The 14,883-nt window shown below is 70.9% G+C and carries 12 protein-coding genes; 6 read left to right on the top strand and 6 right to left on the bottom strand.

Annotated elements, in window-relative coordinates; all coding sequences use genetic code 11:
* The first annotated feature begins 100 nt into the window (after nt 1-100).
* The gene (locus tag FHY03_RS20200; protein WP_183932233.1) at nt 101-1,534 is read left to right on the top strand and encodes a carboxylesterase family protein; all 1,434 of its coding nucleotides are present in this window, start codon (nt 101-103) and stop codon (nt 1,532-1,534) included.
* Nucleotides 1,535-1,556: 22 nt separating this feature from the next.
* The gene (locus tag FHY03_RS20195) at nt 1,557-2,345 is read left to right on the top strand and encodes a ThuA domain-containing protein (protein ID WP_183932232.1); all 789 of its coding nucleotides are present in this window, start codon (nt 1,557-1,559) and stop codon (nt 2,343-2,345) included.
* Between the two features lie 217 nt (nt 2,346-2,562).
* On the opposite strand, the gene FHY03_RS20190 is transcribed toward FHY03_RS20195, so the two are convergent.
* Nucleotides 2,563-3,426 carry a fumarylacetoacetate hydrolase family protein gene (locus FHY03_RS20190; protein WP_183932231.1) on the bottom strand — a complete coding sequence of 288 codons (864 nt, stop codon included), beginning with the start codon at nt 3,424-3,426 and terminating at the stop codon, nt 2,563-2,565.
* 123 nt (nt 3,427-3,549) lie between these two features.
* On the opposite strand from FHY03_RS20190, the gene lldD reads away from it, so the two are divergent.
* On the top strand, nt 3,550-4,698 hold the full coding sequence (gene lldD, locus FHY03_RS20185) for an FMN-dependent L-lactate dehydrogenase LldD (protein WP_183926380.1): 1,149 nt from the start codon (nt 3,550-3,552) through the stop codon (nt 4,696-4,698).
* A gap of 6 nt (nt 4,699-4,704) precedes the next feature.
* Here the strand turns inward: lldD and FHY03_RS20180 are convergent, their stop codons facing one another.
* Both FHY03_RS20180 and FHY03_RS20175 read right to left on the bottom strand, forming a co-directional pair.
* A complete protein-coding gene (locus FHY03_RS20180; protein ID WP_183926378.1) occupies nt 4,705-5,478 on the bottom strand; it encodes a hypothetical protein in 774 nt (257 codons plus the stop codon).
* Between the two features lie 208 nt (nt 5,479-5,686).
* On the bottom strand, nt 5,687-7,057 hold the full coding sequence (locus tag FHY03_RS20175) for a cation:proton antiporter (RefSeq protein WP_183932230.1): 1,371 nt from the start codon (nt 7,055-7,057) through the stop codon (nt 5,687-5,689).
* Nucleotides 7,058-7,260: 203 nt separating this feature from the next.
* Here FHY03_RS20175 and FHY03_RS20170 point away from each other — a divergent pair, with 203 nt between their 5' ends.
* Complete coding sequence (locus FHY03_RS20170; protein ID WP_183926373.1) at nt 7,261-7,494, top strand: type II toxin-antitoxin system Phd/YefM family antitoxin; 234 nt, start codon at nt 7,261-7,263, stop codon at nt 7,492-7,494.
* On the top strand, nt 7,494-7,991 hold the full coding sequence (locus tag FHY03_RS20165; protein WP_183932229.1) for a PIN domain-containing protein: 498 nt from the start codon (nt 7,494-7,496) through the stop codon (nt 7,989-7,991). The genes FHY03_RS20170 and FHY03_RS20165 overlap by 1 nt, the downstream gene beginning before the upstream one ends.
* On the opposite strand, the gene FHY03_RS20160 is transcribed toward FHY03_RS20165, so the two are convergent.
* Nucleotides 7,966-9,498: a tryptophan halogenase family protein gene (locus FHY03_RS20160; RefSeq protein WP_183932228.1), complete on the bottom strand. Its 1,533-nt coding sequence runs from the start codon at nt 9,496-9,498 to the stop codon at nt 7,966-7,968. The two genes, FHY03_RS20165 and FHY03_RS20160, sit on opposite strands and share 26 nt — an antisense overlap.
* Before the next feature lie 310 nt (nt 9,499-9,808).
* Here FHY03_RS20160 and FHY03_RS20155 point away from each other — a divergent pair, with 310 nt between their 5' ends.
* Nucleotides 9,809-10,747: an alpha/beta hydrolase gene (locus tag FHY03_RS20155; protein ID WP_260159513.1), complete on the top strand. Its 939-nt coding sequence runs from the start codon at nt 9,809-9,811 to the stop codon at nt 10,745-10,747.
* A gap of 152 nt (nt 10,748-10,899) precedes the next feature.
* Here FHY03_RS20155 and FHY03_RS20150 read toward each other — a convergent pair whose 3' ends face one another.
* Entirely contained in the window at nt 10,900-12,036 is a 1,137-nt protein-coding gene (locus FHY03_RS20150) for a YdcF family protein (RefSeq protein ID WP_311722496.1), read from the bottom strand.
* Nucleotides 12,033-14,471 carry a TonB-dependent receptor gene (locus FHY03_RS20145; protein ID WP_183932226.1) on the bottom strand — a complete coding sequence of 813 codons (2,439 nt, stop codon included), beginning with the start codon at nt 14,469-14,471 and terminating at the stop codon, nt 12,033-12,035. The genes FHY03_RS20150 and FHY03_RS20145 overlap by 4 nt, the downstream gene beginning before the upstream one ends.
* Nucleotides 14,472-14,883: the final 412 nt, after the last annotated feature.

Raw genomic sequence — 14,883 nt, 5'->3', positions numbered from 1 at the left:
GAGGCGGTCGGTCGCGGTGGCGCCAGTTGACGTCGCCGCCGCGGCGGGGAAGGTAGGGTGCGCGCCGGGCAAGATCCGGCCGCGAAGGGGAGGAAGACGGATGACCAAGCCGATCGCCGCGGCGCTGGCCGCGCTGCTCATCGCCGCGCCGGCGCTGGCGCAGCAGGGCATGACGGTCAGTACCGACGCCGGTCCTGTCCGGGGCGCGGTGAGCGACGGCATCGCGAGCTGGAAGGGCATCCCCTTCGCCGCGCCACCGGTGGGTGCGCTGCGCTGGCGGGCGCCGCAGCCGGCGGCGCACTGGACGACGGCCCGCGACGCGACACGCTACGCGGCCGACTGCATGCAGCTGCCGTTCCCCAGCGACGCCGCGCCGCTCGGCACCACGCCGTCCGAGGACTGCCTCTACGTCAATGTCTGGAAGCGGGCCGCCGCCAAGGGCAAGCTGCCGGTGCTGGTGTGGATCTACGGCGGCGGCTTCGTCAACGGCGGCGCCTCGCCGCCCACCTATGCCGGCGCCAACATGGCCCGGCGCGGCGTGCTGTTCGTCAGCTTCAACTACCGGCTCGGCCGATTCGGCAGCTTCGCGCTGCCGCAGCTGAGCCAGGCCAACGCCGACGCCGGCCGGCTCGGGAATTACGGCACGATGGACCAGATCGCGGCGCTGCAATGGGTCAAACGCAACATCGCCGCTTTCGGCGGGGATCCTTCCAAGGTGACGATCGTCGGCGAGAGCGCGGGCGGCATGTCGGTGCACCAGCTCGTCACCTCGCCGCTGGCGCGCGGGCTGTTCCACCAGGCCTTCGCCATGTCGGGCGGTGACGGTCACCCGGACCCGAGCGGCAAGGCGCTGGCCGACGCGGAGCGGGTCGGCGCCAACTTCGCACGCGCCAAGGGCATCGACCCCGATGCGCCCGACGCGCTCGAGCGGCTGCGCGCGCTGCCGGGCGAGCAGGTGGTCGACGGGCTCAACCTTGCCTCGATGGCGCCGCGTGACCCCGCCGCGCCGACCTACTCGGGGCCCTTCATCGACGGCAAGGTGGTGGTCGACATGGGCGCCGCCTATGATCAGGACCGGTTCGCGCGCGTGCCGATGCTGATCGGCGCCACCAGCGCCGACATCGGCGGGCGCACCGGCTATATGGTCGCGGGCGGGCGCGATGCCGCCGCGCGGCTCGCCGACAAGGGCGTGCCGGTGTGGGCGTATCGCTTCTCCTATGTCGCGAGCGCGATCGGCAAGCCCGGCGCGCAGCACGCCACCGACATCCCCTTCTTTTTCGATAATGCCGCGATCAAATATGGCGCGCAGACCAGCCCGCGCGACGTCGCGATGGGGCATGCCATGGCGCAGTATCTCGCCAACTTCGTCAAGACAGGTGATCCCAACGGCGCCAGCCTGCCGCGCTGGCCGCGCTACGATCGCGCCGCCGACACGATCGCGGACTTCGCCGCCGACGGGAAGACGGTGGTGGCGCGCGACCCGTGGGGCGCCGAGATCGACCAGGCACGCACGGCCGCGACGCCGGCGCGATAACGTTTAGCACAGGAGAGATGGGATGCGACTGATCGCGATGCTCGGGGCGCTGGCACTGGCGCAGGCCGCCCCCGACCCGCACCTGCCGGCGCCGACGCTCGACACGAGCCCGCCGACGCTGCCCGCCGGGATCGAGCGCGGCGTGCTGATCGTCAGCAAGACCAACGGCTGGCGGCATTTCGAGCATATCCCGCACTCGAACGAGGTGCTCGCCGACATCGCGCGCGGCCTCGGCCGGAAGAGCTTCCAGACAGAGAACGGCGCGGTCTTCAACGACGAGGCGCTCAAGCACTTCTCGGTGGTGGTGCTCAACAGCGCCTCGGGCGAGTTCCTGACCCCCGAGCAGCAGGCCGCGTTCCAGCGCTTCGTCGCGCGCGGCGGCGGGGTGGTCGCGCTCCACGCCGCGGGCGACAACAGCCACAAGTGGCCCTGGTACGTCGACACGATCATCGGCACCGAGTTCATCGGCCATCCCAACGGGGCCGATCACATCCAGCGCGCGACGATCCTGGTCGACCAGCCGCGCCACCCGGTGATGGCGGGGGTGAAGCTGCCCTGGACCTCGAGCGACGAATGGTATTCGTTCAGCGGCGACCCCAGCCAGCATGGCATGACCGTGCTCGCCCGCGTCGACGAGGCGAGCTACCGCACCGGAGACAAGCTGCGCATGGGCAAGCACCCGATCATGTGGGTCAACCCGCGTGCCAAGGGGCATGTCTTCTTCTCGGCGCTGGGCCATGACGCGGCCAATTACGATGATCCCAACTACCGGCGCGTGCTGACCAACGCGATCCGCTGGGCGGCGAAATAGCGGGACGGCGGAGCGTCGCGGGCGTCGCGGCGCTCTTTGCGCAGCTTCTTGTTCTGACCCGGCGGCCGGGATGGCGCGTCATCCCGAACCCCGGCGAGAGTTGCTGAACCCCCATCATCTTCCGTCATCCCGGACCTGTTCCGGGATGACGGATCGAGTCGCGCGCCGCTTGTGCTCCCGCGCACGCGGGAGCCCGGAGCGGCAGGGTGCTCGGACCTTAGCCGATCGCCTCGCGCGACCAGGCGACGAACTCCTGGCGCTGCTCGCCGAGCTTCTCGATGCCGAGCTCGACCACGTCGCCGGCCTTGAGGTACCACGGCTCCGGCTTCTGGCCGAGGCCGACGCCCGGCGGCGTGCCGGTGGTGATGATGTCGCCCGGCTCCAGCGTCATGAACTGCGAGCAGTAAGCGACGATCTGCGCGACGGTGAAGATCATCGTCGACGTCGACCCGTCCTGCACGCGCTGCCCGTTGACCGACAGCCACAGGCCGAGCTGCTGCGGGTCACCCACCTCGTCGGCGGTGACGAGCCACGGCCCGACCGGACCGAAGGTGGGGAAGCCTTTGCCCTTGTCCCAGGTCGGACCGCGCTCCTGCTGCCAGTGGCGCTCGGACACGTCGTTGACGACGAGATAGCCGGCGACATGATCGAGCGCGTCGGCCTCCTCGACATAGCTGGCGCGCGTGCCGATCACGACGCCGAGCTCGACCTCCCAGTCGGTCTTCCTGCTATCGCGCGGGATCACCACCGGGTCGTTGGCGCCCTGAAGGCAGTTGACCCACTTGTTGAAGACCACCGGCTCGGCCGGGATCGGCAGGTTCGACTCGGCGGCATGGTCGGCATAGTTGAGCCCGATCGCGATGAACTTCTGCGAGCCCGCGACCGGCACGCCGTAGCGCGGCGTGCCTGCCACCAGCGGCAGCGTCGCGGGATCGAGCGCGGCGAGGCGCGCGAGCGCGGCGGGGGCGAGCTCGTCGCCGGTCAGGTCGGCGACCACGCCCGACAGGTCGCGCAGCGCGCCGTCGGCGTCGACCAGCGCGGGCTTCTCGGCGCCCTTCGCACCGTAGCGGCAGAGTTTCATCGTGATCACCTCGAGGGCTGGAGGAAGCGGTTCGGGCACGCGGGACGTTGCCATCCGCCGCCAGTGGATGCAGGTTGCACCTATGCGCTACAGCGCGCCACCGCCTTCGTGAACCCGAACCCCATGACAATCGTCGCTTCCACCCTCGATTTCCGCGCGCTCGCGCGGCGCCGACTGCCGCCTTTCCTGTTCGAATATATCGACGGCGGGTCGTACAGCGAGACGACGCTGCGGCGGAACGTCGCCGATCTCGAGACGATCGCGCTGCGCCAGCGCGTGCTGCGCGACATCGGCACGCTCGATCCCTCAACCGAGCTGTTCGGCCAGCGCATGGCGCTGCCGGTGGCGCTCGCGCCGATCGGGCTGGCGGGCATGAACGCGCGCCGCGGCGAGGTGCAGGCGGCGCGCGCGGCGGAGAGAGCGGGGGTGCCCTTCTGCCTCTCGACCGTCTCGGCCTGCCCGATCGACGAGGTGGCGCGCGGCACGACGCGGCCCTTCTGGTTCCAGCTCTACATGATCCGCGACCGCGGCTTCATGCGCGACCTGCTCGCCCAGGCGCGCGCGGCGGGGTGCAGCGCGCTGGTGTTCACGGTGGACATGCCGGTGCCGGGCTCGCGCTACCGCGACTATCGCTCGGGGCTGGCGGGGGCGAGCGGCTGGCGCGGCGCGGCGCGGCGCTTCGGCCAGGCGCTGCGGCACCCGCGCTGGGCGTGGGACGTCGGCGTCCACGGCCGCCCGCACCATCTCGGCAACGTCGCGCCGGTGCTCGGCAACTCCAGCGGGCTGGAGGATTTCCTCGGCTGGATGCGCGACAATTTCGACCCGACCGTGACGTGGCGCGACCTCGACTGGGTGCGCCAAGAATGGGAGGGGCCGCTGATCCTCAAGGGCGTTCTCGACGCCGAGGACGCGCGCGAGGCGGCGGCGCTCGGCGCGGACGGGCTGGTGGTGTCCAACCACGGTGGCCGCCAGCTCGACGGCACGCCCTCGACCGTGCGCGCCTTGCCCGCGATCGCGGCGGCGGTGGGGGACCGGCTCACCGTGCTGGCGGACGGTGGCGTGCGCACCGGGCTCGACGTCGTGCGGATGCTCGCGCTCGGCGCGCGCGGCGTGCTGCTCGGCCGCGCCTGGGCCTATGCGCTCGCCGCGGGCGGCGAGGCGGGGGTGGCGCGCATGCTCGCGCTGATCGAGGCCGAGATGCGCGTCGCGATGGCGCTCACTGGCTGCACCGACGTCGCCGCGATCGGGCCGGACGTGCTCGTGCGTGACTGAGCGCGGTCAGCGCGCCGGCGCGACGGGCGTCAGGCGCGCGCAGACGGGCACGTGACGGCTGAGCGCAACTCCGGCTGGCACCTGCCCGACCTGGATCACGCTGCGGCTCTCATAGTCGGAGAGGAAGAGGCGTTCGCCGTCGACGTAGAGCAACCGCGCGCGCCCGATCAGCACCGGATAGACACAGCGCTGTCCCCACGGCGTGGCGAACAGCGCCGCCGCGCGGGCCGGGGTGCTGACGCCGAAGGGAGACGCCGCCTCTCCGAGCGCGACCAGTCCGATCGTCGCGCTGAAGCACAGCAGGAACCAGCCGAGCGGGCGGACCCGCGCCCGCATCACCGTCTCGCTCCGGGTCAGCTGCGCCGCCGCCAGCGCGACGATGATCAAGGTCGCGAACACCGCGATGAGCAGCTGGAACACGCCGTCCACCGAGGCGATGGCATAAGCGCAGAAGGCGATGCCGATGATCTCGGCGGCGAAGACGCTGGAGCGGGGCGCCCGCTCGGCCAGGCCGCGGGTCAGCGATGCCGAGATCGGCCAGACCAGCGTCGCCGCGATCACCCATACCGCCGCGAGGATCAGCAGCGTCGGGCCGAGATTGAGCCAGCCGGCGGTCGCCACCTCGGTGAGGTCGAACGCACCGAGGCCCGCGACGCCGGCTGGCGCGAACGCGCCGAGGCTCAGCAGCACGCCACCGAGATAGTAGAGGATCGGCAGCGCCGCGACGATCGGTGCGACCCATTGCAGCAGCCGCCGCGACTTGCGTGCGACGCCCCTCACCACGGGCGCCTCTCGCCGATCGCGGGCAGGGAGAGCGAGAGGGGAGGGCATTGCATGGCGGCGGTGTCGCCGTGCCCTCGTCCTGCTTCAAGATTAGAGCCGCGCTAGTCCTGCACCCCTGCCGCGCCGCCATGGCCTAGCCCGTTGCGCCGCCTTATCTTCCGTGCCGCCGCGCCTGACCCAACGTGGCGAGCTTCGAGGCGCAGCCTCAGCCCGCCTCGGCGTAGCTTCGGTCGAGTCGCGCCAGCTCGCCGCTCTTGCGACCGCGGCGGCCGTAGAAGAGCTCGAACAGCGGGCTCGCCATCATCGTCGTCACGATCGCCATCAGCACCAGCATCGAGAACAGCGTCGGGCCGATGATCCCCTTCTGCAGCCCGATGTTGATGATGATCAGCTCCATGAGCCCGCGCGAGTTCATCAGCGCACCGATGCCGAGCGCGGTGCGATTGTCCTCGCCCGACAGCCGCGCGGCGAGATAGCAGGCGCCGCCCTTGGCGATCACCGAGGCGGCCAGCACGCCCAGCGCGATCAGCAGCAGCTCGACCGAGTTGACCATGTCCATCCGCGTGTTCAGCCCCGAATAGGTGAAGAACATCGGCAGCAGCAGCACCACCGTCAGCGGCTCGAGCTTGCGCTTGATCTCGGCGGTGAGCAGCCCGCGCGGCATCACCGCGCCGAGGATGAAGCCGCCGAAGATCGCGTGGATGCCGATCACGTCCATCAGGAAGGCGGAGCAGCAGAAGGCGATCATCACGATTGCGAAGCTGGTGAGGCTCAGCTCGCCCTCGCGCTCGACCTTGCGCGCCAGCGGGGCGAGCAGCCGCGGCCCCGCGAGCACCACGAACAGCGCCCATAGCAGCCCGCCGCCGATCGCCAGGATCGCCACGCCCGCGCCGCCGCCGAAGGTGGCGAGCACCAGCGCCAGGACGCACCACGAGCAGGCGTCGTCGAACGCGCCGGCGGTGAGCGAGAGCGTGCCGAGCGAACTGTCCGCCAGCCCGCGCTCGTTGATGATCCGCGCCAGCATGGGGAAGGCGGTGAGCGCGATGCAGGCACCGAGGAACAGCGTCGCATTGGCCTGGCTGATCCCGCGCGCGAACAGTCCGGGCACGCCGAGCAGCAAGGGGGTGATCAGCACCGCGATCAGGAACGGCGCCGCGATCCCCGCCATCGACACGAACGAGGCACTGCGCGCCTTGGTGCGGAAATGGTCGAGCCGCAGCGTGGTGCCGACCAGAAACATGTAGAGCCCCACGCCCAGCTGCGCGCCGGCGTAGAGCACGTTCTTCGTCTCTTTAGGGAAGATCGCACCCTGCAGGCCGGGGAAGAGCAGCCCGAGCAGCGAGGGCCCGAGCACCACGCCCGCGATCATCTCGCCCACTACCTGCGGCTGGCCGAGCAGCTTCTGGCCGAGCCAGCCGACCACCCGGCAGGCCACCAGGATCACCGCGAGCTGGAGGAAGAAGTGGATCGAGAAATCGCCCGGCGCGTAGCTGTGCGCCGCCGCCGAGGTGGCGGGCCCATGCGGCTCGAGCACGTTCGCCACCGTCGTCCCTAGGCTTGCCAGCCAGTCGCTCATCCTGTCCTCCCCCCGGCGGGCACGCGCCCGCTCTCGCCGTGCGGAGAAGAGGCCGGTGTGGCCGCACGCGCAAGGCATAGCGTGCGCCGTCGCCGCGATTTTCCGGCAACGAGCGGGAAGCGTTGCGGCGTGGCCACGATGTAGTAACGTGCCTACGTCGCTCGCTGCCTTCGAACCAACCTGCGACGGGAAGAGGTAGGCTCATGCGCACGCTATCAAGCCGCGCGTTCAACCAGGACGTCAGCCAGGCCAAGCGACTCGCCGCGCAGGAGCCCGTCCTCATCACCGATCGCGGCCGGCCGACCCATGTCCTGCTCAGCTTCGAGTCGTTTCGGCAGCTCGCTGGCCAGGGAGACACGCTCGCCGACCAGCTCGCCGCGCCCGAGCCGGTGACGGTCGAGCCCGACTGGCGCGCGATCACGCGCTGGGCGCGCTGATGCACCTGCTCGACACCGAGCTGGTCTGGGCGTTGCGCGGCGCCAAGGCGGGGACGTGCGACCCGGCAGTGGCAGCCTGGGCGACGGCACAGGCGCGCACTGCCCTGTTCGTCTCGGCGCTGACGATCGGTGAGCTGGTCACCGCGGCGGTGCAGATCGAGCGCGTCGACAAGGCCGCCGCCACCGCGGCGCGCGGCTGGGCCGAGGAGATCGTGCCGCGTGCCTTCGACGGGCGCGTGCTCGCGGTCGATGCCGCGGTGGCGCGTCGTGCCGCCGCGTTGGGCTATGCCGAGCCGCGCGACGCGCTGCTCGCCGCGACCGCGCTGGAGCACCGGCTCGCGATCGCGACGTCGCATCCGGGGCGCTATCGTGGGAGCAAGGTGCGCACCATCGACCCGTGGCGCTACGTGCCGGGCGTGAGCGAGGAGGCGCTCGACTGGCGCGAGGCCGCGCGCGGCGGACCGCTGTGGCTCAGGAGCCTGTTCGCGCGGGGCTGAGCGCGGTGCCGGCGAGCTGCTCGACCAGGGCGCGGTGCGGCGGCAGCTCGCGCGCGGCGCGCTCGCCATAGGCGCGGACCCGCGCGAACAGCCGCTCGGCGCGCGCGGCGGCGGCGGCGTCGGCCGCGCCCGCGTCGGTGGCGAAGCCCATGCCGTAGAGGATGTACTGATAGTTGAAGTGGGCGAAGGTCTCGCTCTCGAGCTGGAAGTCGAAGCGGCTCGGCGGGCGGTGCCGCCACTGCTCGAGCCAGGCGGCGAGCCGCGGCGGCAGCGTCGCGGGATCGGCGTTGTCGCGCCAGAACGGCTCGGGGCGGCGGCTGAGACAATAATGCAGCTTCAGGAAAGCGGCGATGTTCTCGTAGCGCTCGGCCATCAACGCGTTGAACCGCGCCGCGCCGCGATCAACGGGCCCGCGTGGCGGCAGCAGCTCGGCGATCATCGCGGCGGCGGCCTCGATCAGCACCACGCCGGTCGACTCGAGTGGCTCGAGGAACCCGCCTGCCAGGCCGACCGCGACGCAATTGCCGATCCAGGCGCGCTCCTGCCAGCCCGGCGCGAAGGCGATGCGGCGCGGGGCGAGCTCGGCCAGGTCGCGGCCGAGATAGTGCGCGAGGACCGCCTCGGCGCCCGCGTCGTCGAGGTAGCGGCTGGCATAGACGCAGCCGATCCCGCGCGCGCCGGCCAGCCCGATGTCCCACAGCCACCCGGCGGCGTGCGCGGTGGCGACGGTGGCGCTCTCGATCGGCGCGTCGGGCGCGGCGTAAGGCAGCTTGCAGGTCAGCGCGCGATCGGTGAACAGCTGGTCGGCGACCGAGTGGAAGCGCGCGCCCGGCAGGCGCCCGATCAGCTCGGCGCGGAACCCTGTACAGTCGACGTACAGGTCGGCGGTGAGCGTGCCGGAGTCGCTCTCGACCCGCGCGATCGTGCCATCCTCGGCGAGCACCAGGTCGTGGAGCCGGCCGCTCAGGTGCCGGACTCCCAGCGTGCGCGCCCGCTCTGCCAGTAGCGCGGCCAGGCGCACCGCGTCGAAGTGGAAGGCGTAGGTGAGCGGCCCGGTAAAGTCGCCCTCGCCGGGCTGTTTGGGCGCGCGGCGCGCGGCGGCGACCTGGTGCTGGATCGTCACCGCCTCGGCGAACGGCGCGCGTACCGTCTCGTCGTGCCGCAGCCAGTCGGCGACGAGGCCGGGTTCGGGCTGGAAGGGCGCGTCGAAGGGGTGGAAGTAGCTGTGCGGCGCGCCGTCATGGTCGGGCTGCCAGCCGGTGAAGCGCACGCCCTGTTTGAAGGTGGCGCCAGCCGCGCGGACGAAGGCGGCCTCGTCGATGCCGAGGAAGCGCAGCGTCTCGCGGATCGTCGGGAAGGTGCCCTCGCCGACGCCGATCGTGCCGATCTCGGGCGATTCGAGCAGCGTCACCGCCACTCCCGCGCCGAGCGCGCGCGCCAGATAGGCGGCGGTGAGCCACCCGGCGGTCCCGCCGCCGACGATCAGCACGTGGCGCTGGTGCGACATCGCACGGGCTTAGCGCAACGCGGGGGTGGGTGTCAGCCGCGGTGATGGCGGGGGTAGCGCGGCGCGCATGCCGAGCCGCGGCCGCGCCTTTTCTCCCGCCGTCATCCCGGCGCAGGTCGGGATCCACTGTGCCGTATTCAGGAACCGTTGGGTACGCGGACGGATGAATCCCGGCGTGCGCTGGGATGACAGAGGTTCGGAACGCGCCGCAAGCCGAAGCCAGAAGGGGACTTACACCGCTGGACTCCCGCAACATCCCGGCATAGCGTCCGTGTTAACGATAACATGGGAGAGACACATGCGCCGTGCCATGAGAGCCATCTCAAGCCTGCGGCTAAGCCTGAGCGTGACGTTCGCGCTGGCCGCCACCCTCAGCCTGCCCGCCGCGGCGCAGGACGATGTCATGACGCCGATCGCCACGCCGGCGCAGCAGGGAGCGCTACCGCTCGGCACCGGCGCGCTGCCCGGTGCCAGCGTGAAGGAGTCCTGGTTCCGCCAATATGGCAGTACCTTCACCCGCAACGTCACCGAGGCGACGCTCACGCCCTTCCTGCCCGATCCGGCACGCGCCAGCGGCGCGGCGGTGATCGTGGCGCCGGGCGGCGGCTTTCGCACGCTGTCGATGGACAACGAGGGCTATGACGTGGCGCGCGCGCTCGCCGCGCGCGGTGTCGCGGCCTTCGTGCTCAAGTACCGGCTCAACCAGACGCCGGCCGAGATGAACGCCTTCGCCGAGTCGATGCGCGCGATGTTCTCGGGCACCGCGGCGCGCCCGCCGCGCCCCGATGCCGCGACCATGGCGACCCAGCTGGCGCCGCAGCTCGCCGACTCGCGCGCCGCCTTCGCGCTGGTGCGACGCCGAGCCGCCGAGTGGCACGTGGACCCGAGCAAGATCGGCATGGTCGGCTTCTCGGCGGGCGCGATGCTGACGCTGGCGACGACGCTGACGCCGAGCGACGCCAAGCCCGCCTTCATCGGTACGATCTACGGCCCGCTCACTGGCGTGACGGTGCCGGCGGGGGCGCCGCCGCTGTTCGTCGCGCTGGCGGCGGACGATCCCTTCTTCGCCAACGGCGGCTTCGGGCTGATCGAGCGCTGGCGCGAGGCCAAGCGACCGGTCGAGTTCCACTTGTACGAGCAGGGCGGTCACGGCTTCGGCATGTACCCCAAGACGACGACCAGCACCGGCTGGTTCGACGCCTTCGCGCGCTGGCTGACGATGCACGGCATGATCAAGGCGGTCGGCTAGCGTCTGACCCCGCTCATCTGAAGCGGCAGCGTGCTCCGGCGAACGCCGGAGCTCAGGGAGTCCGACGCTTCGGCCTGCCGCGCTGGTCTGGGCTCCCGCGTGCGCGGGAGCACGGGTCGGCTTGGATGAATCAGCCTCTGGGGACGCCCGGGTCAGGGATCGAGCGGGTCGAGCGGGTCGACGCGGAGCGACTCGCGCGCCGGGCGGAACTCGATCGTCCTGGGCGAGCGGCGCGGGCCGATCGCGCCCGGCAGATAGCCCAGCTCGCGCCGGTTACGCTCGGCGAAAGCGGCGCCCTCGATGTAGCGGCTCTGCTCGGGGTTGCAGACGATCAGCGCGGGGCGGTTGAGCGGGGCGCCGAGCGCGACCAGCTCGCGCGTCGCGTCGCGTAGGTTGGTGGTGGTGTGGCGGGCATAGGGTTCAAGCACGATCGCCTCCGCGGGCACGCCGTAGCGTTCGATCAGCGCGCGGCGCATCTCCACCGCCTCGGTGAAGCGGGTCGCGCGCGGGTGGGCGCGACCGCCGCTCACGATGATCAGCGCGGCGTCGCCCGCGGCATAGCGCTCGGCGGCGAGCCGGACGTGATACTGGCCGCCGGGGCTCAGCGGCATGTCGGGCACCTCGGGGCCAACGCCCGTGACGATCAGCGCGGTGTAGCGATAGTGCGACCAGTCGAGCGTCCGGGCGCGGCGGCGGGCGGCGGCGTCGAGGATGGCGTCATCGCGGACCGCGTCGGTCCGGTCGTTGGTCTGGAGCAGCGCCAGCGCGAGCTCGACGCCGGGGTCCAGCGCGCCGGCGCGCGGGGTGGCGGCGAGCGCCACCGCCGCACGCAGCCGCGTCTTCGCCTCGGCGCTGTCGGGGGGGACCTCGGGTCCGTCGATCGCCGGGTAGCGCGGTACGACGCCTAACGCATACGTGTCGAGGATCGCGGTGACGCCGCGCAGCTCGCGACCGAGCTGCGCCGCCGCGCCATCGTCGGCCACGGCGGGGGAGGCGGTGGCTCGCGGGGCGGCCGCAGCGGCGAGCGAGTCGATCTCCGCCGCTTCCCAGCGTGACGCGCGCGCGACGCAGGCGGCATCGTCGCCGCAGGCGCTTACCCGCGCGGCCCGAGCGCGACGCAGCGGCTCGGGCACCGCGCCCGCGCCGGGCCGTGCGAGCAGCGGGAACAGCCGCACCGCGAGCGCCTCGCTCGCGCGGTCGCGCACCGGCGCCGCGGAGGCGCGCGCCGGTGCGCCCGCGACGAGCGGGACCGCCGCCGCGAGCAGCAGCGCGACCGCGCGCGCGCTCACCACGAGCGGGTCACCACCAGCCGCACGTTGCGCCCGAAGATCGGGCGGCCATAGATGGCGTTGGCGGTGCCCTGGCCGCTGAGATTGTCGGTGCGCGTGTTGCCCTCCGTCAGCCCCTTGGCGTTGGTGAGATTGTCGCCGACCACCTGCACCTGCCAGTCGCCCCGCGTCGCGGTCACGCCCGCGCCGAAGGTGGAATAAGACGGCAGCGCGGTGTTGTTGTAGATGTCGACGTAGCGCTTCCCCATGTAGTTCCAGCGGCCGTACAGGTCGACGTCGGTGTCGCCGGCGGCGAAGCGGAAGGTCGGGCGCAGGTTGCCGTAGACCTTGGGCTCGCGCACGATCTGCTTGCCCTCGGCGGCCTGCGGGTCGGCGCCGGTGCTGCTGCGGAAGTTGCGATATTCGGGGCTGCTCACCGTCAGCGCGGCGTTGAGCTGGAACCAGTCGGTCGCCTTGAGCAGGCCGTCGAGCTCGACCCCCTTGATCTGCGCCTCGCCGATGAAGGGCACGTTGACGTCGTTGCGCCCGGTAGTGGGGTCGAAGGCGAGGAACGAGGCGTTGAGCGGGTCGAAGTTGGTGTAGAAGCCGGTGGCGTAGAGGTAGGAGCCGCCCGACTGGAGCTTGACGCCGACCTCATACTGGTCGGCCTTGGTGGTGATGATCGTCGGGTTGATCGTGTAGGTCACCTGCATCGACGGCGGCGTCTCGAGGTGCGAGGCGCGCGCGTAGATGCCGAAATGGCGGGTGAAGTCGTAGTTCACGCCCGCGGTCCAGTTGGTGATGTTGGGCTTGAGCGTGCGGTTGGTGATGGTGCCGGTGAAGCCGCGCGTGGTGTTGTCCGCCAGCGTGGTCGCATCGCCGAGATTGTACTGCGCGGTGTTGGCGGCATAGCCGGCATAGTCGTAGCGCTCGTGGCGAATGCCTGCGTCGACCCGCAGCCCGCGCACGACCTCCCAGGTGTCGTTGGCGTAGACCGCGACCATCTTGGCGTCGGCGTCGCCCTTGGTGAGCGTCGCGGCATAGTTGAGCGCGCCACTGTCGGTGACGCGGCCGAGGACGGCGCCCGTCGCGGAGTAAGCGACCAGGTCGAGCGTGCGCGGCTTGCCTGCCACCTCGATCAGATAGTTCTGGTAGATCGACTCGGCACTGGCGCCATAGGCGCTGGCATAGACGCCGACCTTGAGGTCGTGCCGCCCGATCGCGGTGTCGAACGCGCGCGCGACGCTGAAGTCGCCCTGCGCCGAGTAGAAGCGCGAGTGGATATCGCGATACTGGCCCTGCACCACCAGCCCGGAGGCTGCATAGGGGTCGTAGACCGTGCTGGACCCGGCGAGCACATAGCCCATCGACGCGACCGGCCCGAAGGCGGTGCGTGAGGCGGCGAGGTAGGAGTTGGCGAAGGTTGCGCCGTCGCTCGGGTTGGTGGTGGAGTAGAAAGCGGTGAAGTCGAGCCGGCCCTTGGTGAAGCCCGCCTTGGCGGAGATCAGCCAGTCGCCGAGGTCGGTGTCATACTGCACGCCGGCGTTGAACATCTGCATGTGGCGCCCGGTGGAGAGGTCGCTCGAGCGGCCCTGGATCACGCCGGCGCCGTCGCGGTATTTCAGGTTCACGTCACGCAGCGCGGGCGAGTTCATCGTGCCGCTGAAATAATCGATGTAGCGATCGAGCGAGCGGCTCGGGTCGCGCGGGTCCGCGGTCGGGATCGGCAGGTAGAAGACGTTGTGGTCGTTGACGTAGTTGGTGCTGACCTTGAGCGTGCCGGTGCCCGTGTCATGGGTCAGGTTGGCGCGGATCTGGCCGCCGCGGTCGTTGGGGAAGCCGTTGTCGCGATAGCCGTCGTGGTAGCGCAGGAAGCCGCCGATCGCGTAGTGCGTGCTGTCGTCGAGCTTGCCCGACTGGACCGCGTCGAGCCGGTACAGCCCAGTGTCACCGAGCGTCACGCGTGCCTTGCCGCGCGACTCGTCGCGCCCGGTCAAGGTGACCGCATTGACGATCGCGCCCGAGTAGCTGGCGTAGACCGGGGCGGGGCCGCCGCGCACCACCTCGAGCCGCTCGGTCATCAGGTCCGGGCGGATCAGCGCGTCGCCGCGGAAGAAGAAGCCGTCATTCTCGTGGAACAGCGGCAGGCCGTCCTGCTGGAAGCTGACGAAGCCGCCGTCGTTGGGAAGGCCGCGGATGCGGTAGATGTTCTGCACCTCGCCGCCGGTCGACTCGGTCTGGAAGCCGGGCAGCTGGCCGATCAGGTCGGCGGTGTTGAGCGGCGCGATGCGCTGGATCTCCTCCTGCGACACCGAGTTGATCGCGTAGGAGACGTCGAAGCGGCGCTCGGCGCGGGTCGAGCCGGTGACGATGATATCGTCCGCCGCGGTATCGGCGCCCTGCGGCGCCGCCGCCTCCTGCGCCAGCGCGGCGGGCGCCGCCAGACAGATGGCCATAGCGGCCGTGCAAGCGAGCACGTGCTTTTTCACGATAAGTCCCCAGTATGTCGTTGGTGCGGCGTTTGGCCGTTGCGGCGGGGCTAGGTGCGGCTGGTGACGGTCCGGTGACAATCCGGCGTCGTCTCAGTTACATGGGATCGGTTCCGCCACCCTCGCACTTTTTTGCATTTTCTCGTTGACGGCATGTTGGACCGCCCATATAAGCCGACTTCTCGACGGGGCGGGCCACTCGCTGGAACGCCCCATCGGTCAGCGCTAGATCAGGTGCCAGCGTCGCTCCGGTAAAATGGAGTTTGACGGGGCGCCGGTTTTTCGCGGCTCTTTGACATTGTAGGTTGAGATGAAGGGACATGTGGACGGTGGTCTGCGGGTCTTGTGCATGCAAGGTGCACGAGGGTCGTTAGCAGAC

It is taken from the genome of Sphingomonas sp. BK345 (assembly GCF_014193845.1).
Lineage (GTDB): Bacteria > Pseudomonadota > Alphaproteobacteria > Sphingomonadales > Sphingomonadaceae > Sphingomonas.
The sequence above is the reverse complement of the archived record's forward strand: the minus strand, read 5'-3'. Positions and strand labels throughout refer to the sequence as shown.